This window comes from Pseudomonas fluorescens (assembly GCF_902497745.1).
Classification (GTDB): Bacteria; Pseudomonadota; Gammaproteobacteria; order Pseudomonadales; family Pseudomonadaceae; genus Aquipseudomonas; species Aquipseudomonas fluorescens_BM.
This window is the reverse complement of record NZ_CABVHJ010000022.1, coordinates 15030-41915: the sequence shown is the minus strand read 5'-3', so window position 1 is coordinate 41915 and position 26886 is coordinate 15030. Positions and strand designations below refer to the sequence as shown.

Here is a 26886-nt window from a genome sequence, read left to right as displayed (position 1 = left end):
ACCGGCCTGGAAAAACCGCAAGGATCCCATGCGCGCCCCGCTGAGGTCACCCCGTAAATCATTCCCCCTGGGCCTTGAGCACGGCTTCAACCTCCTCCGGCACCTTGACGAAAATCGTGTACTTGCCGCCCTCCATGGCTTCGAACGCAATCAGCTTTTCCACCAACAGCGCGCTGAGTACCTTGCCGGCGTTGAGCAGCAGCATGCCGTTATCGGCATTCAGGTTGCGCGCCAGAATCATCCCCGCCGCCAGATCCCGAGTGGAGAGCACCTTGACCGACGGATCGGCCAGCGTCACGTCGCTGAGAAATGCCGCACACACCTGAATGAAATCTTCGACCAGATCGGGATCGTACAAGCGCCCGGCGTATTGGCGCAGGTACAGCAGCGCTTCATCGCTGTTCATCTGCCGCTCGAGGATCAGACCGCGCTGCAACTCGACGAAATCCACCGCCAGTTTCAGCAAGCGTGAACCGAACGGAATGCCCTCACCCTTGAGCCGGTCGGGAAAGCCGCTGCCATCCCAGCGCTCCTGATGATGCAGGATCAAACGCGCCGCATCTTTCATCGGGTCGAGGGTCATGAGCAACGATTCGCTCTGCTTCGGATAACTGCGATAGCGCTCGCGTTCGGTATGACGCAGCAGGTCCGAGGGTGTGATCATCATCGCGTCGGTCCAGCTCAACTTGCCGATGTTGTACAGCGCCGCAGCCATGGTCAGATCACGGCTGGTGGCCTCGTCCAGGCCGTGCTGTTTGCAGTAGCTGCGCACCAGCTCGATGATCTGCCGGTTGGTCTGCTTGGCAGGTGGCAAGCGCAGATTGGCCAGCAGCGAAAATACTTCGGTGCCGGTGACATAGCTGTGCTTGAGCTCTTCGTACGCCAGATCGAGCATGTCGGCGGTCTGCTGCAGTTCGGCGGTGCGCGCCGCGACATGCTTTTCCAGGGTGCTGTTGAGCAGTTTGAGCTGGTCGTTCTGCACCCGGGTCAAGCGTTCCAGACGCTGGCGCTCCTGCTCGGAATGCTGGTGCTCGAGGGACTGGCGCAGAATCAGCAGCAGCTCTTCGTCATTCCACGGTTTGCTGATGTAACGGTGGATCTGTCCGTCATTGATCGCTTTGATGATCGCCGCCGGGTCGGCATAGCCAGTGAGCATGATCCGCACAGTCGCCGGATAACGCTCACGGACATGCGCCAGCAACGACGCACCGTCCATGCCCGGCATGCGCGCATCGCTCACCACCAGGTTCACTGGCTGCTGCGCGAGGATCTCCAGCGCCTGGGCGCCGCTGGTCGCCAACAGCACATCGTAGGGCTGGCCACGCAACAGGCGGCGCAGGCTGTTGAGGATCGACTCTTCGTCATCGACCAGCAGCACTGTGGGTCGATGCGTCGGCATTGGCGCGGATAGCTCTTCCATGGCATGGCCTCAAGCAAACAGAGAAATAACGACGCACCGACCCAACACTGCGCCGGTCCGCGCCTGAGTCCAAGGCTAGATGATTTTGGCCGGCATTCACGCCGATCTTTGTCCGGGGCCGAAAGCGCAGTAGCGGGGAGCCGACTATGCTGAACACAGCGCAAGACTCCATCGGCTGATACAAACAGGCAAATGGCGAGGGAAAAGGATGCCCCGGATCACCACAGCACGCCTCCCCACAGGTGGCGCGGCATGACGGCACCAACCGTGCACGTCAATCGCCGCGTGCTGATCGTTGACGACAGTCCGGCGATCCATGGCGATTTCGCCAAGATTCTCAGCCCGGTCATCCCCGGCGACGATGGTTTGGGCGAAACCGAGAATCTGTTGTTCGGCACCCCGTCTGCAAAACAATCCCAACATTTCGAGCTGGACTCGGCGTTTCAGGGCCGCGAAGCGCTGGACAAACTCGAAGCCGCGCTGGCTGAAAACCGTCCCTACGCCATGGCCTTCATCGACATGCGCATGCCACCGGGCTGGGATGGTCTGGAAACCATCGAACGGCTGTGGCAGGTCGACCCCAAGTTGCAAGTTGCGCTGTGCACGGCCTATTCCGATTATTCCTGGGAGGATATCGACCAGCGTCTGGCGCTGAACGACCGGTTGCTGATCCTGAAAAAGCCCTTCGACGCCATCGAGATCCGCCAGATGGCCAGCGCCCTCACAGTCAAATGGCAGATGACCGAAGACGCCGAACTGAAGATGAGCCTGCTGGAGCAAGCGGTGCAGGAACGCACCCGTGAGCTGTCGGACGCCAACGTGATCGTGCAGAACAGCCCGACCATTCTTTACCGTTTGCGCGGCGAACCCTCGTTTGCGCTGATGTACATCTCCCACAACATCACCCGTTACGGCCACGTCGCCGCCGACCTGGTGGGTTCGCCCGACTGGGCGCAGGCACTGATTCATCCGGACGATCAGGCGAGCGTCGATGCGGCCATGGCCCGGGTGCTGGATCGGCATGCATCGGGCGCGTCCATCGAATTCCGCATGCGCACCGGCCAGGGCACCTGGCGCTGGGTGGAAAACCGCTACATCCCGGTGCGCGATCAGGACGGCCGCCTGCTGGAAGTCGAAGGCATCATCCTCGACATCACCGAACGCCGGCTGGCCGAGGACAAACTGGCCTTGCTCGCGCGCTCCGATGGCCTGACGGGCCTGGCCAATCGCGCCACACTGATCGAACGCCTGCATCAGGCGTTTGCCGCCGCGCGACGGGGCGCCATGCCGTTCGCGGTGTTCTACCTGGACCTCGACCATTTCAAGCGGATAAATGACACCTTGGGCCACCCGGTGGGCGACCTGCTGCTGCAGGAAGTCGCCCGGCGCATCAAGTCCGGCGTACGGGAAAGCGACGTGGTGGCGCGCCTGGGCGGCGACGAGTTCGCGATCCTGCAACTGGACGTCAGCGATCCGACCCAATCGGCCACGATGGCTGCGAACATCCGCGACACGCTGCTGGCGCCCTACCAATTGGCCGGCAATGCGCTGCATATTTCGGTGAGCATCGGCATCAGCAGTTACAGCGACCTCAGCCTCGATGCCGACACGCTGCTCGGGCAGGCCGACATGGCGCTGTACCGCGCCAAGGAAATGGGCCGCAACCAGTACCACTTCCATTCCGAGGAAATCTCCCGGGAAGTGGCCGAACGCATGACCCTCGTCGGCGAATTGATGACGGCCCTCGAGGGCAATGAGCTGATGCTGCGGTATGCGCCAGAGGTCGATCTGCACAGCGGCAGGATTCTCGGCATGGAGGCACAAGTCCTCTGGCAGCATCCTCGTCACGGGCTGCTGCCGGCTTCCGACTTCGTGCCGATCGCGGAGAAAACCGGCGCGATCATTCCGCTCGGGCGCTGGGTGCTGGATCACGCCTGCCACCAGATGCACCAGTGGCGTAACGAAGGGGTCGCGCCGCCAGTGATGGCGATCAAACTTTCGCTGGCCCAACTCAAGAGTGGCCCCGAACTGATCTACAACGTGCTGCGCACCACCGCCCGCTGGGAGCTTGCGCCCTGGGATCTGCGCTTCGATGTCACTGAGGCCACGCTGGCCCAGACCAAGTGGACGCACAACGACGCGTTGCCGCGCCTGCGTGAACTGGGCGTGAGCATCGCCATCGATGATTTCGGCACTGAATATTCCTCGTTCGACTACCTGAAAACCTACCGGGTCAATCACCTCAAACTGGCGCAGAGTTTCGTTGACAGTGCTGCCCACGATATCGCCGGAGCCAATGCCCTGCGCGCGATTGTCAACTTCGCCCGCGACCTGGACATCGGCATCATCGCTGAAGGCCAGCCGTCCTCGGATCAGCCGTGCACACCACCCGCCGCGCCCCCGCTGCCGAGCGCCCGGGGCATGTATTTCAGTGCAGCGGTCAGCGCCGAACAGGCCGGGCATTTGCTCAAGGACAGTGCCTGTCTGGCGCCGAAGGAGGACGAGGCATGAAAACGCCTTTTCCCCAGACCAACCGGCGCATCCTGATCATCGACGACTCGCCGGCGATCCACGAGGACTTTCGCAAGATCCTCGCCCCGCAGGTGGCGGACGCCGTCGATTTGCAGCAACTGGAACAGACGCTGTTCGGCAGTCAGCAGACGCCGCGCTTGAGCTTCCAGCTCGACTCCGCCTATCAGGGCCAGGAAGCCTTGGCGCTGGTCAACCGCGCACTGGCCAGTGGCAATCCCTACGCCCTCGCCTTTATCGACATGCGCATGCCGCCCGGCTGGGATGGCCTGGAAACCATCGAGCAACTGTGGCGGGTCGACCCGAACCTGCAAATCGCCTTGTGCACGGCGTACAGCGACTACAGCTGGGAAGCGATGGCCGAACGGCTGGAGTTCGGCGACCAACTGCTGATCCTGAAAAAGCCGTTCGACAGTCTGGAAATCCGTCAGATGGCCAACGCCCTGACCTGGAAATGGCAACTGGCACAGGACGCGGCGCTGAAGATGCTCAGCCTTGAGCGAACCATCGAGGCGCGGGTGCACGAACTGCTCAAGGTCTCGCACCTGCTGCAGTACGACAGCCTCACGGAACTGCCCAACAGCACCCTGCTCGGTGATCGCCTGAGTCAGGCCATGGCGGTGTGCCGGCGGCATGACAAACAACTGGTGGTGATGTTTCTCGGCCTCGATCGCTTCAAGCGCATCAACAATGCGCTGGGCCATCCGGCGGGTGACGAGATGCTCAAACGGGTCGCCCGGCAACTGTTGTCCTGCGTGCGTGATTCGGACTCGGTGTTTCGCTACGGCTCCGACGAGTTCGTGGTGATCCTCGGCGACATCAACCACCCTCAGCAAACCCACGGCATCGCGGAAAAACTCCTCGCCGCCATTCGCCTGCCGCAGACGATTGTCGGCCACGATGTCAGCGTCACCGCCAGCGTCGGCATCAGCGTCTACCCCGATGACGGCCTCGAAGCCACCGAGCTGATCAAGAAGGCCGAGACCGCGATGCGCAACGTCAAGGAACAGGGCCCCGATAACATCGGCTTCTTCATCGAAGCCATGAACCAGCACGCCCGCGAACAGCACAGCATCGAGTCGGGCATTCGCCGCGCCCTGCAAGAGCATGAATTCGTCCTGCACTATCAGCCGAAAATCGACCTGCGCACGGCCGCCGTGGTGGGTGCCGAAGCACTGGTGCGCTGGCAAAAACCGGGGCATGGCTGGGTCTATCCGTCGGACTTCATCCCGGTGGCCGAGGACAGCGGTCTGATCGTGCCGCTGAGCAAATGGGTGTTGGCTGAGGCCTGTCGGCAGACCCGCGCCTGGCAACTGGCCGGACTGCCGCCGATCCGTATGTCGGTCAACACTTCACCCATCGATTTTCGCCAGCGTGACTTCGTCGCCGGCATCGAGCGCGTACTGCAACAGACAGGTCTGGCGCCCGAGTGGCTGGAACTGGAAATCACCGAAGGCGTACTGATGCAAAACGTCGAGGCGACGATGACTGCGCTCAATCGCCTGAAGACGCTGGGCACGCGCCTGGCCATCGATGACTTTGGCACCGGCTATTCCAGCCTGAGCTACCTGCGGCGGTTTCCCATCGATGTGCTGAAGATCGACCAGTCGTTCATTCGCAACCTGTGCAACGACCGCAGCGATGCGGCGCTGGTCAGCGCGATCATCAACCTGGGCAAGAGCCTGGGCCTGAACGTCATCGCCGAGGGCATCGAAACCGCCGAACAACTGGCCTTTCTCAAGGCCCATCACTGCGAAGAAGGCCAGGGTTATTTTTTCAGCAAAGCCCTGCCGGCAGACACGTTTGCGCGTTTGCTCGCCGGCACGCAACCGGCACCATGGACGATAGGATGATCATTGTGAAAGCGGCCTTGAGTCAGGGAGACAATTGCCGATGAGCCTTTTCCACCACGCCATGGCGCTGCTGCTGTGCGGACTCTGTGCCGGGGCCAGTGCCGAGCCGCTGAACGAGCCGCTCAAACCGTTGCCCGCGGTGCCGCAGCAGGATGCCCGGCGCGTGGAACTCGGTCGACGCTTGTTCCACGAGCCACGGTTATCGATCAACAGCACGCTGTCATGCGCCAGCTGCCACCAACTCGACAAGAACGGTGCCGACAGCCGCGCCTTGTCACTGGGCTTCGACGGCAAACCGGTGGCCTTCAACACGCCGACCGTGTTTAACGCGGCCCTCAACTTTCGCCAGTTCTGGGATGGCCGCGTCGAAACGCTGGAGGAACAAAGCAACATCGTCATCACCAGCCCCCATGAAATGGGCAGCGACTGGAACACGGTCATCGAGCGGCTCGGGCAAAACCCCGACTATCGCCGCGACTTCGCCGCCATCTTCCCGGACGGTGTGACAAGGGCCAATGTCCAGCAGGCGCTGGCCAGTTTTGAACGCACCCTGCTGACGCCCAACTCGCGCTTCGATCAATACCTGCTCGGCAACACCGATATCCTCACTCTGGAGGAAAAGTACGGTTACCAGCGCTTCAAGGAATACGGCTGCATTGCCTGCCATCAAGGGGTGAACATCGGCGGCAACATGTTCCAGAAGTTCGGCGTGTTCGGCGATTACATTGCCGATCGCGGCAACCCGACCGTGGCCGATCAGGGCCGCTTCAACGTGACCGGCGACGAAGCGGACCGGGCCGTGTTCAAGGTGCCGAGCCTGCGCAATGTCGCGATCACCGCGCCGTACTTTCACGATGGTTCGGCGGCTACCCTTGAGCGGGCTGTGGATGTGATGTTCCAGTACCAGCTGGGGCGCATGCCGAGCACTGAGGACAAACGGCTGATCATGCTGTTTCTCACCACCCTGACCGGCCAAGGGGAAAGCAAGCCATGATCAACATCTCGCGGCGACGCAGCCTGTTGTTGCTGACCCTGGTCGCCCTGACGCTGGCCTCGATCCTGTTGTTCCTGTACATCAAATCCAGCTCTGACCAGACCATGACGTACACCGAATCGAGGGATCTGATCCGGCAGATCAAACAGCAGAACTCACTGTGGGAAAACGAGCTCCTCAAGGCGCGAGTGGCGCTCACCCACAACTACGATCCGCTGGTGTCGCCGATGCACGAGATGAACCGGCTCTGGGCGCGCTTCGACGCGATCGAGTCCGGACATGGGCGCAACGACTCGGCGCAATGGAACGAGGCTCACGAGAGTTTCCTGCAGGCGATGCAGGAGAAGACCCGTCTGGTCGAACAGTTCAAATCGCACAACGCGCTGTTGCGTAATTCCCTGGCCTTTTTGCCCACCGCTGAAGACGACATCCAACAGCAACTGGCCAGCCTGTCGGACTTCGATAAATTGCAGCTGCAGAACATCACTACCGACACCTACGACCTGCTGCTCAGTGCCCTCGAATTCGCCCAGGTCACCTCCGACGATCGGGCCGCCGACATCGAGGTCGGCCTGAACAAGCTGAAGGTCAACGCGCAACGCCTGCCGCCGGCGTTTCAGACCCCGATCAAAATCATGAGCAGCCATATCTCGCTGATTGCGCGCGAGCAGCCACTGGTCAACCAGTTGCTCGAAAACATCGAAAACATCCCCGTGGCTGACAGCCTCGACAACATCACCACCATGCTCGATCACGATCAGCAGCGCGCCGATCAGGTCGACCGGCAATACCACTTCTACCTGCTGTTGTTTTCGGTGCTGCTGATGTTGTCGCTGGTGTGGCTGGCCATCCGTTTGATCGGCAGTTTCGCCGAGATCAACCGGGTCAATAACGCCCTGCAAACGGCCAACGACGCGCTGGAACAAAGAGTCGAAGAACGCACCCGGGAACTGCGGGACGCCCAGAGCGAACTGCTCGACGCGGCACGTCAGGCCGGCATGGCGGAAATCGCCACTAACGTGTTGCACAACGTCGGCAACGTGCTCAACAGCGTGAACATCTCCAGCGACCTGATCACGCGCAAACTGCGCAACAGCAAGAGCCAAGGCCTGGGCAAGGCCATGCAACTGATCAACGAACACCCGGAAGATCTCGGCGCGTTCCTCAGCGAAGACGCCAAAGGCAAATTGCTCCCCGGCTACCTCAACCAACTGGTGGTCGCGATTGCCCAGGAACAACAGGAAATGCTCGACGAGTTGAACCAGATGAACAAAAGCGTCGACCACATCAAGGACATCGTCGCCACCCAGCAATCCTATGCCGGCGCCAACAGCATGACCGAACCGCTGTTCATCAACGAATTGCTTGAAGACGCGTTGCGCATGAACGCCGGGGCACTGACCCGGCACCACGTCACAGTGGTCCGGGAATACGCCGACGTGCCGCAGGTGATGGGCGACAAACACCGTTTGCTGCTGATCCTGATCAACTTGATCAGCAACGCCAAATACGCCATGTCCGACCTCAGCAACCGCCCCCGCACCATGACCCTGTCGGTCAGGATCGTCGATGACAACTTCCTTGAAATCAGCGTCAAGGATGACGGCGAAGGCATTGCGCCGGAAAACATGACGCGGATCTTTGCCCACGGCTTCACCACTCGCAAGGAAGGCCACGGCTTCGGCCTGCACAGCTGCGCCCTGGCGGCCATCGAGATGAACGGCCATCTCACTGCGCACAGTGACGGCCCGGGCCAGGGTGCGTTGTTCACTTTGCAGATCCCCCTGATCAGCGTCACGGAGAACGCATGAGCGAGCTGTCGAACCGCCGCATTCTGCTGATCGACGACATGCCGTCGATCCATGAAGACTTTCGCAAGATTCTCGCGCCGCCGGCGGCGCAATCAGTGGAACTGGACGAGATGGAAGCGGCACTGTTTGGCGCTCAGGTGCGCGCCGAACGTCCGCCGTTCGAGCTGGACTCGGCCTATGGCGGCGAGGAAGGTCTGGGCAAGCTGGTCCAGGCGCTGGCGGAACAACGCCCCTACGCGCTGGCCTTTGTCGACATGCGCATGCCCGACGGTTGGGACGGCGCGAAAACCATTGAACATCTGTGGCAGCAGGACCCGCAGTTGCAAGTGGTGGTTTGCACCGCCTACTCGGATTATTCCTGGGATGAACTGCTGGAACGTCTGCAGGCGCATGACCGCTTGCTGATTTTGAAGAAGCCGTTCGACAACATCGAAGTGCAGCAGATGGCCAACACCCTGCTGACCAAGTGGCAGATGACCGAACGCGCGTCATTGCAGATGCATCACCTGGAACATCTGGTCGATCAACGCACGGCCCAATTCAAGCAGGCCAGTGAAGAACTGCAGCGGGAAATCGATGAGCGAAAGCAACTGGAAAGTCAGCTGGTGCAGTCGGAGAAACTTGCGTCACTGGGGCAAATGGCGGCGGGCGTGGCCCATGAAATCAATAACCCGATCGGCTTTATCTCTTCCAACCTCGGCACGCTGGACGGCTACTTCAAACAATTGCTCAGCGTACTCGATGCCTGGCAGACGCTTGGCCCCACACCAGACCCCGAGTCCGTGGCACAGCTTGAGCAATTGCGCAAAGACGCCGATCTGGATTTTCTCCTCGAAGACATCCCGGTGCTGATCCGCGAATCCAAGGAAGGCATTGGCCGGGTCGGGCAGATCGTCAAGGACCTGAAGGACTTCTCGCGGGTCGATAGCCATCAGCAATGGCAGTGGGCCAATCTGCAGCAAGGCATCGAGTCGACCCTGAACATCGTCGCCAGCGAACTCAAGTACAAGGCCGACCTGATCAAGGAGTATCAGCCCCTGCCGGACATCGAGTGCCTGCCATCACAAATCAATCAGGTGATCATGAACCTGGTGGTCAATGCGGCGCAGGCCATGGGCCCCGAACGCGGCACCATCACCTTGCGCACCGGGCAGGAACAAGACACGGCCTGGGTGGAAGTCGCGGACACCGGCGCGGGGATTGCGCCGGACATTCTGCAGAAAATTTTCGATCCGTTTTTCACCACCAAACCGGTCGGCCAAGGCACCGGGCTTGGCCTGTCCCTGTCGTACGGCATTGTGAAAAAGCACGGTGGCGATATTTCGGTACGCAGCGAACCGGGGGTGGGCACGACCTTTCGCGTCGAGTTACCGATGCGCCAGAGCCGGCCCGCTGCGTGAAGGCGCCTCAGGTCGCTTCCTGAAAATCCATTTCCGGAGGCTGCCGACGGAAGCCCCCGGTGAGCACCGCCAGGTGATCGAGGCTGACCATCAGCCACAAATCCGCGACCAGACCCATGAACGGAAAGAGCAAAAACAGCACCCGCTCACGCGGGCCTTTTTTCTCGCCGCCGATCCAGTAATGGAAGATCACCGGCAACGCCACCACGGCGCACAGCAGGATGCTGTTGACCGGCGTGCCGAAGTGCGCATGCAGTTGCAAACGAGCCATGGGCGACTTACTCCGAATTTTATTGGATTTATGGCAGAGCCGGGTTCGGCGAATGTTTTCGGGTGTGGCTTTGTTGTTCTGGTGTTGTTTGAGTTTTTTTGTTCGGCTTGAAATCTTTTCCCCCTCACCCCAGCCCTCTCCCCCAAGGGGGCGAGGGGAAAGGGAGCCGATCTCCATGGGTTTCAACTCCTGAGTTCGACACGAATTCGCAGTTTCAAACCCTGCGCCCAATTCGAATTCGCAGCTTCTAATCCTGAGTGCGACTCGAATCCGCAGTTTCAAATCCTGAGTGCGACTCGAATCCGCAGTTTCAAATCCTGAGTGCGGCCTTGAATTCGCAGCTTCAAATCCTGAGTACGATTCGGTATTTCAGGTCGGCGTACCTCGAACAATCAGCTCGGTCAGTCCCCTCTCCCTCTGGGAGAGGGTTAGGGTGAGGGCAGCGGTCAACGGCGTGGAATCAACAACTCACGTACACCATCGCCGTGCTCCACCACCTCGCCCGGCAACTTCAACCGCTGATCATCCAGATAGCGGTAATCCCTGCGCGCAATCTCCAATCGAGCGAAATCCAGCTCAACGCGGAACGTCCCTTCTTCCCGCCCTGCTTCGAACAGCAACGTCCCCAGCGGATCGACCAGCGCACTGCCACCCGCGAACACCAAACCGTCATCCCCCGCCTCCACGCGATTGACCATCAACGCAAAGGCCTGATTCTCCTGGGCACGGGCCATGATCGCGGTGCGGTGTGTCGGCGCGTACGGGTCCATGTTGCCGTTGGTCACGATGAGCAATTCAGCACCGAGTTGCGCCAGGGCACGGGCCGACTCTGGAAATTCGATGTCGTAGCAAATCAGCAAGCCAACGCGCAGGCCGTTCCACTCACACGTGGCGTAGCGGTCGCCGGCCTCGAACACACCGCGATCCGACGCCCACAAATGCGTCTTGCGGTATTTCAGGGCGATGCCTTCAGGGGTGATCAACAGCGTGGTGTTGTAGAAGCGCCCGTGGTCGTTCTCGGCCATGCCGATCACCACGGCAATGTTGCGTTCGCGCGCGGCGGCGAGCACTGCACTGACGGTCGGGCCGTCCAGCGCTTCGGCGGTTTGCGCAACGGTCTCGGCCGTCGGGAAGCCCATCAGATGGGTTTCCGGGAACACGATCAGCTGCGTGTCCGGCGCACACGCGGCAATCGCTGCAAGCGCGCGTTCGAGGTTGTATGCCGTGGCATTGTCACGGCCCGCCAGTTGGGCGAGTTCGACTTTCATGGGGATTCCCTTGTGATGAGCGCCGGGCGCTGAAAGATTGCCCGGTGGCTGTCTGTGGGCCAGTATGCGCAGCAAGCAGCCGGCCAGGGAATTACGCGGCCGGGGTAACCCGATAGGGGTAGATCGATGACACTTTCGTTTGATGACATCACCTGGCACCGCGCCGTCGGGCAATTGATCGACGCACTCGACAAGCCGAACTTCTGGGCGCAACTGCTGCGTTTGCTCGACCAATACGTGCCGTTCGATAGCTGGGTGGTGCTGCTGTTCAGCGCCGATCAGCACCCGCAAGTCTTCGCCGAATGCCCGGGCGCAGACGGCAGCCCTGACCCGTTGTTTCAGGATTATCTGCGCGGCCTGTACCTGCTCGACCCGTTCTACATCGCCTGCCGCGAGCAAACGCGCACCGGTCTGTATCGCCTCTCGGAGGTGGCGCCGGAGCATTTCGAACTGACCGAGTATTACCAGCGATACTTTCGTCTGAATGTCGTCGCCGACGAAATCCAGTTCAATTGTCAGCTCGAAGGCGATCGCACGCTGTGTCTGTCGCTGGGCAGTGAAAAACTTTTCACTGGCGAACATATCGCCTTGCTGTCATTGATCCAGCCTTGGGTGCTGGGCCTGCTGCGCCAACGACTGCCCTATGAGATCAACGAAACCGTGGCCCTCGCCGCCGCCCCTGTCCGGGCAGACTGGCGGGTGCAACTGGAAGCGTCGGTGCAGCAACTCAAGGGTGCACAACTGACCGCCCGCGAGCTGGATGTCGGGCGCTTGATGCTCAGCGGTTGCTCCAGTAAAGAAATCGCCCGTAAGCTGGAAATCTCCGTAGAAACCGTGAAAGTCCATAAGAAACACATGTACAGCAAGCTGGGGATCAAATCCCAGTCCGAGCTGTTTTCGATTTTTCTTCAGGCGCAAAACGCCTGAAACAGCGCGATTTACGTTTTTTTGTGGGAGCGAGCTTGCTCGCGAAGGGGCCATCACATCCAACATTCATGTTGGCTGATCCACTGTATTCGCGAGCAAGCTCGCTCCCACAAGGAACTGCGGCGCTGATTATTCCGAGTCCGAACCAAGGAAACCGTATGAGCCTGTCACTCCTGAGCCGCTACGCCTTCTTTGCCGTCTGCGTGATTTTCACCCTCGCCAGCCTGCCTTTCCTCGAACATGACTGGCTGTGGCCGATCACTGCCGTCACCGGTGTGTTGAGCCTGCTCGGTCTGTTCGACCTGCTGCAAAGCCCACACGCCGTGCGCCGCAATTACCCGATCCTCGGCAACATCCGCTATCTGGTCGAAGGCATCCGCCCGGAGATCCGTCAGTACCTGCTGGAATCCGACAGCGATGCCCTGCCCTTCTCCCGCGCCCAGCGTTCGCTGGTGTATTCGCGAGCGAAAAACGAAACCGCCGACAAACCGTTCGGCACGCTGATCGATGTCTATCAATCGGGCTTCGAATTCATAGGGCACTCAATGCGCCCGGCGCCGCTGAGCGACCCGAGCAGTTTCCGCGTCACCGTCGGCGGCCCGCAGTGCAGCCAGCCGTACTCGGCGTCGGTGTTCAACATTTCGGCGATGAGCTTCGGTTCGCTCAGCGCCAACGCCATTCGCGCGTTGAACCAGGGCGCGAAACTCGGCAACTTCGCCCACGACACCGGTGAGGGCAGCATCAGCCCGTATCACCGCGAACACGGCGGCGACCTGACCTGGGAACTGGGCAGCGGCTACTTCGGTTGCCGTACCAGCGACGGCCGTTTCGACCCGGAACGCTTCGCCACCCAGGCACAGAACCCGCAAGTGCGGATGATCGAAATCAAGATGAGTCAGGGTGCCAAACCCGGCCACGGCGGCATCCTGCCCAAACACAAAGTCACCCAGGAAATCGCTGAAACTCGCGGCATTTTGATGGGTGAGGACTGCGTGTCGCCGTCACGTCACAGCGCGTTTTCCACACCGCTGGAAATGATGCATTTCATTCAGCAATTGCGCGAGCTGTCCGGCGGCAAACCGGTGGGTTTCAAGTTCTGCCTCGGTCATCCATGGGAGTTCATGGGCATCGCCAAAGCCATGCTGGAAACCGGCATCCTGCCGGACTTTATCGTGGTCGACGGCAAGGAAGGTGGCACCGGCGCCGCACCGGTCGAGTTCACCGATCACATTGGTGTGCCGATGCGCGAAGGCTTGCTGTTCGTCCACAACACCCTGGTCGGCCTCAACCTGCGCGACAAGATCAAACTCGGCGCCAGCGGCAAGATCGTCAGCGCCTTCGACATCGCCAGCGTACTGGCCATCGGCGCCGACTGGGCCAACTCCGCGCGTGGCTTCATGTTCGCCATCGGCTGCATTCAGTCGCAAAGCTGCCACACCAACAAATGCCCGACCGGCGTCGCCACCCAGGATCCTCTGCGCCAGCGTGCGCTGGTGGTGCCGGACAAGGCGCAGCGCGTGTTCAGCTTCCACCGCAACACGCTCAAAGCACTGGCAGAAATGCTTGCCGCCGCCGGTCTTGAGCATCCGTCGCAACTGTCGGCCAAGCACTTGGTGCGGCGTATGTCAGCGACCGAGATCAAACTGTTCTCGCAGTTGCATGTGTTCCTGAAACCGGGGGAATTGCTTACCGGGGAAGTGAATGGCGAGTTTTACTCGCGGATGTGGCAGATGGCGCGGGCGGACAGTTTCGAGCCGCAGGAAGTCGCGGCCGCGTAACGGCCAATGCGCCAGTCTGCACATCGGACTGGCGCGTCACTGCTGATTTCGGCGCAACAAGACAAACCGGAAAAACAGGTAGCCCGACAACAGATTGAACAGTGTGAAAGACGCCACGGTGGCCAATCCATGCCAGTGCTGCGCATCGGCAATAGCGCCGATGGCAAAACTCACCCCGCCCATCCCGCCGATAAACAATAGATAACCAAGCACCGACGTATTGCGCTCGAAGGTATACAGCACATTCACGTAAAACGAGAACGCAGCGGCCACGCAAAACGCGGCGAAATTACTCGCGGCTTGAGTCAGCCCCACGGCGGTGCACAGGACAAAAAATATCTGCCAGTGAATCAATCCATCGGCAAGGCCGATCACAGTCAATGCAGAGAATCCTTTCATCTCGGTTCCTTGCTCAAGCCGTTTTTGCCAAACAGCCAACCTAGGTCATCACGCGGTGACGGTCTACTGTCAGAAATTACAGGTACAGGGCTGATTGCGACCAACGGTCAGCGCTTCACCACTGCAACAACCGTCCGTGCGGCGGCTCTTTCATAACGATAAAGCCGTAATCGCCGAGCAGATAAATGCGGTAATACAGACTCTCCACCAGCGCTGGATAACTCCGGTAACCGACATGGGTGGCGTTACGGCGCTCACGCTCGGCAACCACATTGGTGATACCCACCGAGGGCAGATTCTCCGCCAGCATGTAGTAATCGACATTCAGCAGATAACGCAAAACCGGCAGCCGTCGGAACGATCCCTCGGCACTGGTCAGCCAGCGATCGGAGTAGTTGATCGACAGGTAAATGCGCTTGGCTTCACGCAGTTCACGATGAGCGGCAATGTCATGACCAAGGCTGAACAGCGCAGCCGTGGCGAAGGTTTTCTGCATCGTCAGCACGCGCCCGTAGGCAAACGACAGCGACAACGTCGCCAACAGGGGAATGATCAGCAGCAAGGGCAACAAGCGGTGACAGGGCGCCAATGCCAGCCGAGCGAGATAGAACAGAAACACCAGCAGCACGCCGAAGCCCATCAGCGTTCGCGCGCCCTCATTGAAATCGCGGAACAGCAGCGTGATGCCTGGCACCAGTAGCACCACCACGACTAGAGCCGCCAGACTGATCAGCGAAATGCTAGCGCGCCGATCCGGACGACCGAGACGTGCCAGCCCCAAGAGCGCGCAAAGCACCAGAGCGACAAAGACCCAAAGATATCCACCGTGAAACAACAGCGCGATTTTTTCCAGCACGCGGCCCATGTTGGTGATGATCTGCAGGAACGGATGCCCTGCCCCATCGAGCCCGTCTGCATAGCGCCCGGCCACCATAAACGGGTACGCGGTGACGCCATAGATCGCGACGCCAAGACCGAGCTGCGCAAGCTTGCTGCCAAGCAAATGCAGGACCTCTGACCACGAAGCCCTGCGGTACAGCGCACTGAGCAATTCCACACAACACAAGCCAAGAAAGACGTTGACGCTGATCTGGTACAGCCCGATCCCCAGTGCAATCAGTGCCGCCGGTACCAGCCAGCGTTGCACCCGCGTCGAACCGTGAAAGGTGATCGCGCAGATCATCGCGACCAGACTCAAAGCCATGCTCGGCCCGTCGTATTGATAGGAGAAATTCTGCAGCAGAAAAGGGTTGTACCAGAGCGGCAACGGCACCAGACAACAGGCCAGCGTCGGCTCGGCAAAGTAGTGAAAGGCCAGACGGGACAGCGCCAGGCTCATCGCCACAGTGGCGAGCAACAGCGGCAAGGGAAAGATATCGGGCGCAGCGCCGGTGAACGTCAACGCCTGATACAGCCAGTCGGCAAACAAGCGTCCGTAGCCGGCCCACGCATTACCGGCGGCCAGTGCACGCCAGTTGTCGTCGATGTAGGGATAGTCGGCGAGGATCAACGGCAGAACATACAACCCGGTCGCCAGCACAAAGAACAGCAGAACCTGGCGACGGCCGAGTTCGCGAACGACAAAATCGCTGATCCTCATCGCTGCGCCTCTATTCACTACCGCGCCAAGTGATACAGATTTGAACCTCAGCGCCGGGTTTGTATCGCTGTTTCAGACCGGCGGTCAGGCTGAAACAGCGCCCACAAAAAACCCCGATCTCTCGACCGGGGCTTCGTTTTTTCAGCCGCTACGACTTAAGAGGCCGAACGCGCAGCACCCTGCGTTTCGCCGGTCGGTTGCAACTTGAACACATAGAACAACACGGTCAGCAGCACCAGAAACGCAGGTCCCACATACAGCGCCACGCGCGTGTCCGGGAAGTACGCCATCAGGCCGACCACCAGCACCAGAAACGCCAGCGCAAAATACGAGCTGACCGGGTACAGCCACATCTTGTACTTGAGGCCGGCACGTTCGCTGGCGCTGAGGCCTTTGCGGAATTTCAGCTGGGCCAGCAGGATCATCACCCAGGTCCAGATTGCGCCGAAGGTGGCAATCGAGGTCACCCAGACAAAGACTTTTTCCGGCACCAGATAGTTGAGCATGACGCCCAAGAGCAACACCGCAATCGACAGCAACAGCGCACGACGTGGCACGCCATTGTTCGACGTCTTGGCAAAACCGGCCGGCGCCTGGCCGTTCTGCGCCAGGCTGTAGAGCATGCGCCCGGTGCTGAAGATGCCGCCGTTGCACGACGACAAGGCTGCGGTAATCACCACGAAGTTGATGATGCCGGCGGCGGTCTTGATGCCCAGACGCTCAAAGGTCATCACGAACGGACTGCCCTGAGTGCCGATTTCATTCCACGGGTAGATCGACAGAATCACGAACAGCGCGCCGACGTAGAACAACAGAATCCGCCAGAACACCGAGCCGATCGCATCAGGAATGGTCTTCTGCGGATTCTTCGCTTCACCGGCGGTCAGGCCGATCATCTCCACGCCGAGGTAGGCGAACATGACCATTTGCAGGGACATCAGCACGCCGGTCACACCATTGGGCATGAAGCCGCCGTGGGCCCACAGGTTGGAAATCCCCAGGGCCACACCGTCATTGCCGAAACCGAAGGCGATGATGCCGATGCCGCCGATGACCATGGCGATGATGGTGACGATCTTGATCAGGGCAAACCAGAATTCGAACTCACCGAAGGCTTTCACCGCGATCAGGTTGATCGAACCCATGCTGATCAGCGCCGCGAGGGCCCAGATCCAGCGCGGCACATCGGGAAACCAGATGCCCATGTACACCGCCACCGCGGTGATTTCCGCGACGCAAGTCACCAGCCACAGGAACCAGTAGTTCCAGCCAGTGAGGAAGCCTGCCAATGGGCCGAGATAGTCTTGTGCGTAACGGCTGAACGAACCGGCCACCGGGTTGTGCACGGCCATCTCGCCGAGGGCGCGCATGATCACCAGGATCGCCAGACCACCCAGAATGTACGACAGCATGATCGCCGGGCCGGCCATTTCGATAGCTTTGGCCGAGCCTAGAAACAGACCGACGCCGATACAGGCACCGAGCGCCATCAGGCGAATATGCCGTTCGCCAAGTTCGCGTTTGAGCGGACCGCCCTGAGCGGTATCGCCGTGAGGCAGTTGATTGCCGACTGGCATAGGGGTGCAACCTCGTCTTGTTATTGGATATGACCACCGAGTATCGAAGCGTCGGCCGATAAGCCTTGGCTGGAGATGAAACCGCGCCTGCCTCATGGGCAAACGCGTCTTGCAGGGCAACCTGAAAGATCAGCGGGGCGTGCAGTATAAAAAGCCTTGGGCAGGAGTTTTCACTCTATAAGCCACAACATTCAGCGACAACTCTCGGCTAAAGACCGGTTTGCGGAGAGGCATTACCTGCTTTGCGTAGGAATATTCGCCACTGAAAAAGCCGCCGAGTATTGCACAGCATTGGTGCATCGTCATGTCCCTGCTTTACCAGCATTGCGCCGCAAAGCGGTGTTTCAGGCAAACCGATATCGCAGGGTTTGGGCCTGCCGCGCAGTCGAGCGGGGGCAAGCTCCCTCGCCACAGAGTTGGCTCCAGGCTCATTTCGCCCCGCCGCTGACCTTTTCAGATTTATTCAGCAACCACCCCTCTCCCAACCCTTCACATTTTTTTCACCAGCCTCAACCACCGTCTAAGCTTCAGACAAGTCCGATCAATCTGCGTGAATGGATCAATCGACTATGGGCGCTTTGTGGCAAACCGATTCGAGTAAAGCCGTGGTTCCGACTGAACGAGTGGATGAAGCGCCTGTCCCTGAAAAACCCCGCCGCAACCGGCATGGGTGGAAGGCTTTCTGGTTGTTGCTGGTGATTATCGCGATTGTCGTGGGACTGGCCGCGTCCAAGGAAATGCGCACCTCGCGCTTCCAGTCACGCGAGCTCAGCCAGTACGCGGCGTCACTGACGTACACCCTCGAACCCGGCCCCAGCGAAGCCATTCGTTATCCGGGCAATGGGCCGTTCGATCTGCGCCTGGGTTACAGCTCCCTCGATGAATTCCTGCCGCGCCTGCTTAAACGCAATTACATCGTCACCGAGCAGACGCGCTTTTCGCCAGCGCTGCTCAGCTACACCGACAAAGGCCTGTTCGTGCCGTATTCGGAGAAGATTCAGGCCGGGCTGTCGATCACCGACTGCCGCGCCGCGCCACTGTACAAGTACAACTATCCGCAACAGCTCTACGCTGATTTTGCAGCCATTCCGCCAGTGGTGGTCAACAGTCTGCTGTTCATTGAAAACCGTTTCTTGCTCGACCCGAAACAACCGCTGGCCAACCCCGCTGTGGACTGGCCGCGCTTCGGCATGGCGGCGTGGTCGCAAGTGGCGAAATTGCTGCGCTTGCCCGGCCAGTCGGCGGGCGGCAGCACGCTGGCGACGCAGCTGGAAAAGTACCGTCACTCACCGGATGGCCTGACGGTGTCCGGTGCGGAAAAACTGCGGCAGATGATGTCCGCCAGCGTGCGCGCCTATCAGCCGGGCCCACAGACGCTGGGCGCACGGCAAAACATCGTGCGTGACTACCTCAACAGCGTGCCGCTGTCGGCGGTGCCGGGGCATGGCGAAGTGCATGGCATGGCGGAAGGGTTGCGGGTCTGGTACGGCAGCGACTTCAACAAAGCCAACGAACAACTCAACAACCCGGCCACAGATCCAAAGACCATGGCCGACAAAGGCCTGGCCCTGCGCGAGATGCTCTCGCTGATGATCGCCCAGCGCCGACCTTCGTATTATCTGACCAAAGGCCGCGAGGAACTCGCCGACCTCACCGACAGCCATTTGCGTCTGCTCAAGCAGAATGCTGTGATCGACAGCGCCCTGGCCGATGCCGCCCTTGCCAGCAAGGTCAGCTATCGCGACTGGCAGACCCAGCCGACCATGCAGCCCATCGAAACCAACAAGGGCATCAGCGCCGCCCGCAGTCGTCTGGCGAGCATGCTCAACCGGCCGCTGTACGATCTCGACCGCCTCGATCTGTCAGCCACGAGTACCCTTCAGGGCGAGCTGCAAACCCAGGCCACCGCGTACCTGAAAAAACTTGCCGACCCAGTCTATGCCGCTGAAATCGGCCTGCTCGGCGAACGCTTGCTGACGCCGACCAGCACCACGCAAGTGCGCTACAGCTTCACCCTTTTCGAACTGACGCCGGACGGTTCCCGCGTACGGGTGCAGACCGACAGCACCGACCAGCCCTTCGACATCAACGAAGGCAGCAAACTCGAACTCGGCTCAACGGCGAAAATGCGCGTACTCACCACGTACCTGCAAATCATCGCCGAACTGCACGACAAGTACGGCGCGATGAGCGTGCCGGAGTTGAAGAAAGTCGAAGTCCCCGATCAGGATCGCCTGAGCCAGTGGGTCATCGATTACCTGATTCAAAACAAGGATCACGACCTGTCGAAGCTGCTCGGCGCCGCACTCGATCGCAAATACTCGGCGAGCCCCGGCGAGGCATTCTTCACCGGCGGCGGCTTGCACACGTTCCACAACTTTCGCAAGGAAGACAACGGCCGCCTACCGACCCTGCGCGATGCCCTGCGCGAGTCGATCAACCTGCCGTTCATTCGCCTGATGCGCGATCTGGTGCGTTACACCACCTACTCCGGCCCCAACAACAGTGCCGAATTGCTCAAGGATGATCGCGACCCGCGTCGCCAGGAATACCTGGCCAGTTTCGCCGACCGCGAAGGCACCTCGTTCCAGCTCAAGTTCTGGAAAAAATACAAAAACAAAGACACCCAAGCGCGCCTCGACACCTTCCTCGACAGCATGCGTCCGACGCCGATCCGCATGGCTGCCGTGCATCGCTATTTGTTGCCCGACGCCAGTCAGGAAGACTTCAACACCTTCGTGCGCTCACACCTCAAAGGCGCCAAGCTCAGCGAAAAACTCACCGACGATCGCCTGATCCGCCTCTACGATTCCTACGGCCCCGGCAGTTACGATTTGCCCGATCAAGGCTTCATCGCCAAGGTGCACCCGCTGGACCTGTGGATGATCGGCTACCTGCTCCACCACCCTGACGCGACCTTCAGCGAGATCGTCAAGGCCAGCCATTTCGAACGTCAGGAAGTCTACAGCTGGCTGTTCAAAAGCAAGCACAAGGGCGCCCGCGACAGCCGTATCCGCACCATGCTCGAGATCGAGGCGTTCCTCGATATTCACCAGCGCTGGCAGAAAGTCGGTTATCCATTCGATCACCTGGTGCCGTCGCTGGCCACCGCTATCGGCAGCTCCGGCGACCGCCCTGCCGCACTGGCCGAGCTGATCGGCACCATCCTCAATGACGGCGTGCGCATGCCGACGCTGCGCATCGACAGCCTGCATTTCGCCGCCGGCACGCCGTACGAAACGCAACTGGTCAACGACCCGCATGTCGGCAAACGAGTGATGCCGGTGGAAGTGGCCAGAGCAATGCGCGAGGCGCTGTCGCAAGTGGTCGATGCCGGTACGGCAAAACGTGTTTCCGGCAGTTTCAAACTGGCTGATGGCAGCCCGCTGGCCATGGGTGGCAAAACCGGGACCGGGGACAACCGCATCGAGGCCATCGGCTCGGGCGGACGCATCCTCAGTTCGAAGTCGATCAACCGCACCGCTACCTTTGTGTTCTATATCGGTGAACACCATTTCGGCACCCTCACCGCGTTCGTTCCGGGGCGTTCGGCGGAGAACTTCAAGTTCACCTCGGCCCTGCCGGTGCAGGTGCTCAAGGGCATGGCGCCGATTCTGACGCCGTATCTGCAACCGGGCAGCGCCTCACAATGCACGCCAACGCAGACCGCCAGCGTGGCGATGCTTGAAGCGCCGCGCCCTACAGTGAGGTAACAAATCGTGTCGGCTTTTTCTGCATCAGGGTGACGAATTTTCGCTCCGGCAGGTGGTATTCATGTATTTTTCAGATTCGAATTTTCGTCAGGTTGGCGCTGCGCAACGCCGTTTGCCTCCCGATCTTTGAACTTTTGTTTTGCCCTGCCCTGAGTAGGCTGATCACTCCTCAACAATCAAGGATGATTGGCCATGTCTCACTCTCCCCAGCCTGCGGACAAAGGGCGGCATTACGAATTCATCAAGTCCGCCGTCAACGACCATTTCAAAACCGCCACCGTCAGCCGGGGCCGTGCCCTGGCAGCCTCGCCGCTGAAGATTCAACCCTGGTACACCAGCGCCCCCACCGCCTATCTGAACAAACTCGCTGCCGCCAATCTCAAGGCGTGGAGTTCGCAGAACCGCGTTGACCATCTGCTGGCCAAAACCGATCTCCATGCCTTCGCCGAGCCGCTGCTCAAGGCAAAAATCAAGGAGCGTCATGGCATTGAGCCGGACGTCAAAAGCACCTTCCTGCGCCTGTACCTGCCGAAAGACAAACCGTGGTACGCCATCGATGTTTCCAGGGGCGTCGTAACCCGCACGGTTTCGTTGCTGGAGGCTGCCCTGCACAACTTCGCCAGCAGTGAAACCATCGGGCATGGCTCGGACTACATCAGCCAGCCCGACGAACGCGGTCTGTTCGATGTCGTGCCGATCAAAGGTGCCATGCCCATCAGCCAGTTCCAGACGCTGTGCCGCGATCTGGATATCGGCGCACAGTATAAAAAGCATCTGGAAAGCTACCTGCTACCCGGCGAGCCACTGGCCGAAGGCGTGCTGCAACACAAGGTCAGCGAGAGTCAGAAGGATGCTCTCGCCGTCGCCGCGCACCTGGCCTTGATCAAGGACGATATCCAGTACGACGCCTACAAAATGCTGCTGACCCTGGCCGAAGGCAAACCGCAACTCCTGCTCAATGGCCGCTCCATGCAGTGCTCTGACTTGTCGCTGCTCGGCACTCGACTGACCGGCGTTCTACTGCTGACCCATACGGTTTCGGACAGTCGCGGCGTTCGACGCCTGATCGTCTACATCCCCCACGACCCGGATCACCCGCTCAAGGAGTACGACTCTTTGAAAGCGTTCCGCGATGAATTGGCGCGCCAGTTTCGCGACGACCGATTCAGCGAATCGACCGGACAGACCTACCGTCAGTTTTTCAGCCAGTTTGTCGATCAGCAGCAGCGCGGGCACTTCTTTGCCGAGCTTGAGCAACGGCTGTTTATCGTCAGGTATCACTCGCGTCAGGATCCGACCGATCAGCGACCGGCGTGGCGCAAGGATCCGGTGGACAATCCCAACCTGCAATTCAGCCGGGTGAAATTACAGGGCGATTACTGGCGCCACGCCTACCAGCAAAAGCTCAACAAAATCCTCAACGATGCCCGGGAAATCGCCGTCTCCACCGCCGACACCGATAGCAAGGCGCGCTGGGCGTGGTGGGACAACTTCAAGAAAATCCTCTCGGACATTTTCAATGTCGCATTGTTGATCGCCACGCCGTTCGTGCCGGGTCTGGGTGAATTGATGATGGCCTACACCGCTTACCAGCTGACCAGCGACGTCATCGAAGGCATCGTCGATCTGGCCGAAGGCCTTTGGCAAGAAGCCGCCGGGCATGTCATCAGCGTGGTGACCGACATCATTCAACTGGCCGCTTTCACAGCCGGCGCACAAATCGGCGAAGCCTTTCGCGTCAAGCTGTCTCCGTTGGTCGATGGGATGAAACCGGTCAGGCTGCCTGACGGCAAAAACAGTTTATGGCACCCGGACCTGAGTCCTTACGAACGCAATGAACTGATGCTCTCGCCGGGTGCCAAACCCGATCGACATGGCCTGCATCAGTACGGCAACGAAAACATCCTGCCGCTGGAAGGCAAGCTGTACGTCGTCGAGAAAGCCACGACGGACCCGACGTCCAACACTCACCGCATCAAGCACCCGAAGCGCGCCAACGCCTACAAACCGCAAATCGACCACAACGGCCACGGCGCCTGGGTGCATGAAGTGGAAACCCCGCACGACTGGCCAAATGAGGCGTTGATGCGGCGACTGGGCCACAGCGTCGAACGTTTTTCCCCCACGGAGCTTGAGCAAATCCGCATCAGCAGCGGCACCGATCACAACGCGCTGCGTCAGATACACATCGACAACAGCCCTCCACCGCCGCTGCTGGCCGATACGGTCAAACGCTTCAGTGCCTACGACGATGTGCTGACGGCGAGTGCCGCCATTCGTGGCGGTCGGCCGATCGATCCACAAGCGGTCTGGCTGGAACCGATGTTGACCGCTGTACCGGGCTGGCCAAGCGGCAAAGCGCTGGAGGTGTTTGCCGATGCCAGCCTGAGCGGCCATTCGCGCAAGTACGGCAACCCGCAGGCGTTGCCGGCCGATACCTTGAGCATCAGCCTCGATGATCTGAACGCGGGCCGGTTGCCGGACAGGGTGGCGAATTTCCTTACCGATGCAGAATTCAACAACCTGCTGGGTCGCGACGTTGCCCGCGACGAACGTGTCGCGGCCTTGCGCAATCAGCTCGCGGATACCGTCGATGATCGCCGTGGCGCCGTATCTCGCCATGTCTATCAAGCCGGCGAAAGATCAGACAAAGCCGACACCAGAATCGTCAAAAAGACCTTCCCGGATCTGCCTCTGCCGCTCGCCGAAAAGCTCGTGGCCCAGGCCAGATCCGCTGAGCTGCAAAGAATCACTGATGAACAACGCCTGCCATTGCGCCTCAAGGCTCAGGCCCGTGAGCTGGATTTCGAAGCGTCCGCTGCACGCGCCTACGATGGTTTTTATCACGACGAACTGTTCACTGCAGACACCGAACGTCTCGCCCTCAATACGCTCAGACTTAACACCGACACCTTCGCCGATCTGCGCCTGGAAGTACGCGAGGGCACCTATGACGGGCCGCTGCGCTGTAGTGTCGGGCCAGATGATGCAACCACCGTCAGGCACCTGATCCGCGACGAACAAGGTCGCTATGAAGTGCTCGACGCCAGCAACCGCCAACTGCATGACGCTGATGATTTCTACGAGTCGATTCTGCATGCCGTGCCTAGCGAAACACGGCCGGCCGTGGGTTACCAACCCGGTCAGGGACGCGGGCTGAAACTGTCGATCATGGAGGACGCCAGCTCCCCTGCGCAGCGCCGAACCGCACTGGCAGAGCCGCCCATTCGGCCCGAGGTGACGATTGAAACCGAAACCCTGGTACGCGGTTGGCCATGGCCGTTTGCTAAACAGACGCCAGAACAACGTGTCAGCCAGCTCTACCCGAAAATGAACACAAGAAAGGTAAATACCTTCATCGAGAACTTGAGGCGCGAGGGTGACCCTGTCGATGCCATCGTGAAGCTGGAGAACGAGCGCAAGGATTTGCACCGTGCATTAGAGAAATGGCGCGAGGATCATCCCGCACCAATGGACAACTCGGGAGAACAGCCCTACGGCGCGTCGCTGGACTTCATGCAAACCGGCGGAAGGCATATTGAGGAAAGGTTGATCGAATGTTTCGAGCGCAACAGCGATCAGTTCGATGGGCAAAGCCATCCTCCGCAGCCAGGCTATACGCTGGACCTGACCAGCGAATTCAATCGTTATGATCTTGAACGCTGGTGGAACGATTTGCGCAAGCGACCGGACATCAAGAGTCACCTCGATCAGATCACCTCATTGAGACTCAACAGAACACCCCTCTCGGCAGATCCCGATGGACTTCTGGGCAGCTTCCCCCATCTGCGCCAATTAAGCGCCCGCCAGTGCGATCTGAAAGAAATACCCTCCAGCGTCGGCCAGATGCGCCAACTCGAGGATCTGGATCTGACCGATAACCGCATCCGCTTGACGCACCGTTCCAACGAACAACTCAATGGACTGGTGCGCCTGCGCTCGCTGAACCTCAACGGCAATCCATTGCGCGTGCCACCGGATGTCGGACGAATGTACCGGCTGGAGGAGCTGAGCTTGGCTAGAACCGATATCCAGACCTGGCCCGAGGGGTTATTCAAAGTCGGCACCGTCAACCGGCACCGACCACGCAGTTTCATGCTCGACATGCGGCAAGCGCCGATCAACACCCTGCCCGAAGTCACGCCTGACTCCGATCAGGCGTTCGTCCTCAGCCGTGCGCGTTTCAATACCTCGAAACTGACCAATGAGGACCGGGTGCGTTATGGCCGCTACCGGCAATCTTCAGGCTTGGGTTTTGTGGCGGATTACCCGCCAGCGGACGGCACCGAGCTCAGCCATTGGCAAACACCTTTCGATGGGCCTGGCGGCTTCAGCCCTTCGTCGGCTTTGAGCAAGTATCGCGAAGAATCCTGGCATGACCTGATGGCCGAGCCGGACTCCGACGGCTTTTTCAGCGTGATCCGCAAGCTAAGAGAAAGCGCCGATTACCAGACCGATTCCGGACGACGAAAGCTGACCAAGCGCGTCTGGGAAATGGTCGAAGCCGCCAGTCTCGATTCCGAACTGCGGGAAAAACTGTTCAAACAGATTGTCTCCCCGGATGACTGCGGCGATCTCGGTGCGCAACTGTTCAACTCACTGGGGATGAAAGTGCTGGTGTCCAAAGCCTATGCAGAGCAGACCTCCGCCAAGACTCTGGACGACAAACTCGTGCGCCTGGCCCGCAGTGCTGCGCGGCTGGACCTGGTGAGTGACGAGGCCCGCGTGGAGTACAGCCGTCAGGAACAACAGAACCTGATTGATCCGAGCAGGCTTGCTCCAGATGAAGTAGAAGTCCACCTGGCATTCGAGAGAGGGCTGGCGCAAAGACTGGAACTGCCTTGGCAGTCCGAAGAGATGCTCTACGAGGGGCGTTCCGGGGTAACTAAAAATGAAATCGAAACCGCTTACAGAATGATCATGAAGCGGGAACAGGGCGACGGCCTGGTCAACGCAATGATCGATCTCTCTTCGGACAACTTCTGGGAGCGTCACTTGCGCAAGACCCACCCGACGCAATACGAGCGCAACGATCAACTCTTCGAGGGCAAACCAGAACTGCTCGATGAACTGCGCGAGGCTCAGTCGCAATGGGCCAACCTGACCGATCGAACCCGGTTCAATGCACTGACGCGAAAAATGGAAGAACTCGCGACTCAACTCGGCATCCCCCACGCCGAGGTATTCACCGGCGAACCGATGAGCCAGCGACGTTACGACAAACTGCTCAATGACATTGGCTATCAGCGCAACGAACTGTCCCGACAATTCACTCGGGAAGCGATGAGAGTCGCGGGCCTCTGACGACAGGTTTTCAACCCGGCCAGGCCATGACAAGGACTGGCC

14 protein-coding genes and 1 pseudogene are annotated in these 26886 nt (G+C 59.9%); 9 read left to right on the top strand and 6 right to left on the bottom strand.

Annotation, left to right across the window (positions count from 1 at the left end; genetic code table 11):
- Positions 1 to 58: 58 nt before the first annotated feature.
- The gene (locus tag F8N44_RS26155) at positions 59 to 1420 is read right to left on the bottom strand and encodes an HD domain-containing phosphohydrolase (protein ID WP_150652339.1); all 1362 of its coding nucleotides are present in this window, start codon (positions 1418 to 1420) and stop codon (positions 59 to 61) included.
- Positions 1421 to 1672: 252 nt separating this feature from the next.
- Between F8N44_RS26155 and F8N44_RS26150 the strand changes: the two genes are divergently transcribed.
- The 5 genes from F8N44_RS26150 to F8N44_RS26130 are packed head-to-tail and all read left to right on the top strand — an operon-like array spanning position 1673 to position 10007.
- Positions 1673 to 3931 carry an EAL domain-containing protein gene (locus F8N44_RS26150; protein WP_191630953.1) on the top strand — a complete coding sequence of 753 codons (2259 nt, stop codon included), beginning with the start codon at positions 1673 to 1675 and terminating at the stop codon, positions 3929 to 3931.
- Complete coding sequence (locus tag F8N44_RS26145) at positions 3928 to 5802, top strand: putative bifunctional diguanylate cyclase/phosphodiesterase (RefSeq protein ID WP_150652337.1); 1875 nt, start codon at positions 3928 to 3930, stop codon at positions 5800 to 5802. The genes F8N44_RS26150 and F8N44_RS26145 overlap by 4 nt, the downstream gene beginning before the upstream one ends.
- A gap of 40 nt (positions 5803 to 5842) precedes the next feature.
- On the top strand, positions 5843 to 6796 hold the full coding sequence (locus F8N44_RS26140) for a cytochrome-c peroxidase (protein WP_150652336.1): 954 nt from the start codon (positions 5843 to 5845) through the stop codon (positions 6794 to 6796).
- Complete coding sequence (locus tag F8N44_RS26135; RefSeq protein ID WP_150652335.1) at positions 6793 to 8607, top strand: DAHL domain-containing protein; 1815 nt, start codon at positions 6793 to 6795, stop codon at positions 8605 to 8607. The genes F8N44_RS26140 and F8N44_RS26135 overlap by 4 nt, the downstream gene beginning before the upstream one ends.
- Entirely contained in the window at positions 8604 to 10007 is a 1404-nt protein-coding gene (locus tag F8N44_RS26130; protein ID WP_150652334.1) for an ATP-binding protein, read from the top strand. Before F8N44_RS26135 ends, F8N44_RS26130 begins: the two co-directional genes overlap by 4 nt.
- Before the next feature lie 7 nt (positions 10008 to 10014).
- On the opposite strand, the pseudogene F8N44_RS26125 reads toward F8N44_RS26130, so the two are convergent.
- Positions 10015 to 10263, bottom strand: a pseudogene (locus F8N44_RS26125) (amino acid permease); the annotation flags it as partial.
- 461 nt (positions 10264 to 10724) lie between these two features.
- On the bottom strand, positions 10725 to 11546 hold the full coding sequence (locus F8N44_RS26120; protein ID WP_150652333.1) for a carbon-nitrogen hydrolase family protein: 822 nt from the start codon (positions 11544 to 11546) through the stop codon (positions 10725 to 10727).
- A 126-nt stretch (positions 11547 to 11672) separates the two neighbouring features.
- Here F8N44_RS26120 and F8N44_RS26115 point away from each other — a divergent pair, with 126 nt between their 5' ends.
- Together F8N44_RS26115 and F8N44_RS26110 are read left to right on the top strand one after the other, a co-directional pair.
- Positions 11673 to 12473: a helix-turn-helix transcriptional regulator gene (locus F8N44_RS26115; protein WP_150652332.1), complete on the top strand. Its 801-nt coding sequence runs from the start codon at positions 11673 to 11675 to the stop codon at positions 12471 to 12473.
- Between the two features lie 158 nt (positions 12474 to 12631).
- Positions 12632 to 14251: an FMN-binding glutamate synthase family protein gene (locus F8N44_RS26110; protein WP_150652331.1), complete on the top strand. Its 1620-nt coding sequence runs from the start codon at positions 12632 to 12634 to the stop codon at positions 14249 to 14251.
- Between the two features lie 36 nt (positions 14252 to 14287).
- On the opposite strand, the gene F8N44_RS26105 is transcribed toward F8N44_RS26110, so the two are convergent.
- From F8N44_RS26105 to F8N44_RS26095, 3 genes are all read right to left on the bottom strand, one after another.
- Positions 14288 to 14650: a polysaccharide synthesis protein GtrA gene (locus tag F8N44_RS26105; RefSeq protein ID WP_150652330.1), complete on the bottom strand. Its 363-nt coding sequence runs from the start codon at positions 14648 to 14650 to the stop codon at positions 14288 to 14290.
- 115 nt (positions 14651 to 14765) lie between these two features.
- Entirely contained in the window at positions 14766 to 16250 is a 1485-nt protein-coding gene (locus F8N44_RS26100; protein WP_150652329.1) for a glucosyltransferase domain-containing protein, read from the bottom strand.
- Positions 16251 to 16405: 155 nt separating this feature from the next.
- Positions 16406 to 17827, bottom strand: coding sequence for an amino acid permease (locus tag F8N44_RS26095; protein WP_150652328.1), 1422 nt, complete (start codon positions 17825 to 17827; stop codon positions 16406 to 16408).
- A gap of 569 nt (positions 17828 to 18396) precedes the next feature.
- Here F8N44_RS26095 and F8N44_RS26090 point away from each other — a divergent pair.
- Positions 18397 to 21540 (top strand): transglycosylase domain-containing protein, encoded by a 3144-nt coding sequence (locus F8N44_RS26090; protein ID WP_150652327.1) that lies wholly within the window; start codon positions 18397 to 18399, stop codon positions 21538 to 21540.
- Positions 21541 to 21732: 192 nt separating this feature from the next.
- Positions 21733 to 26844, top strand: coding sequence for a dermonecrotic toxin domain-containing protein (locus F8N44_RS26085; RefSeq protein WP_150652326.1), 5112 nt, complete (start codon positions 21733 to 21735; stop codon positions 26842 to 26844).
- Positions 26845 to 26886 lie beyond the last annotated feature (42 nt).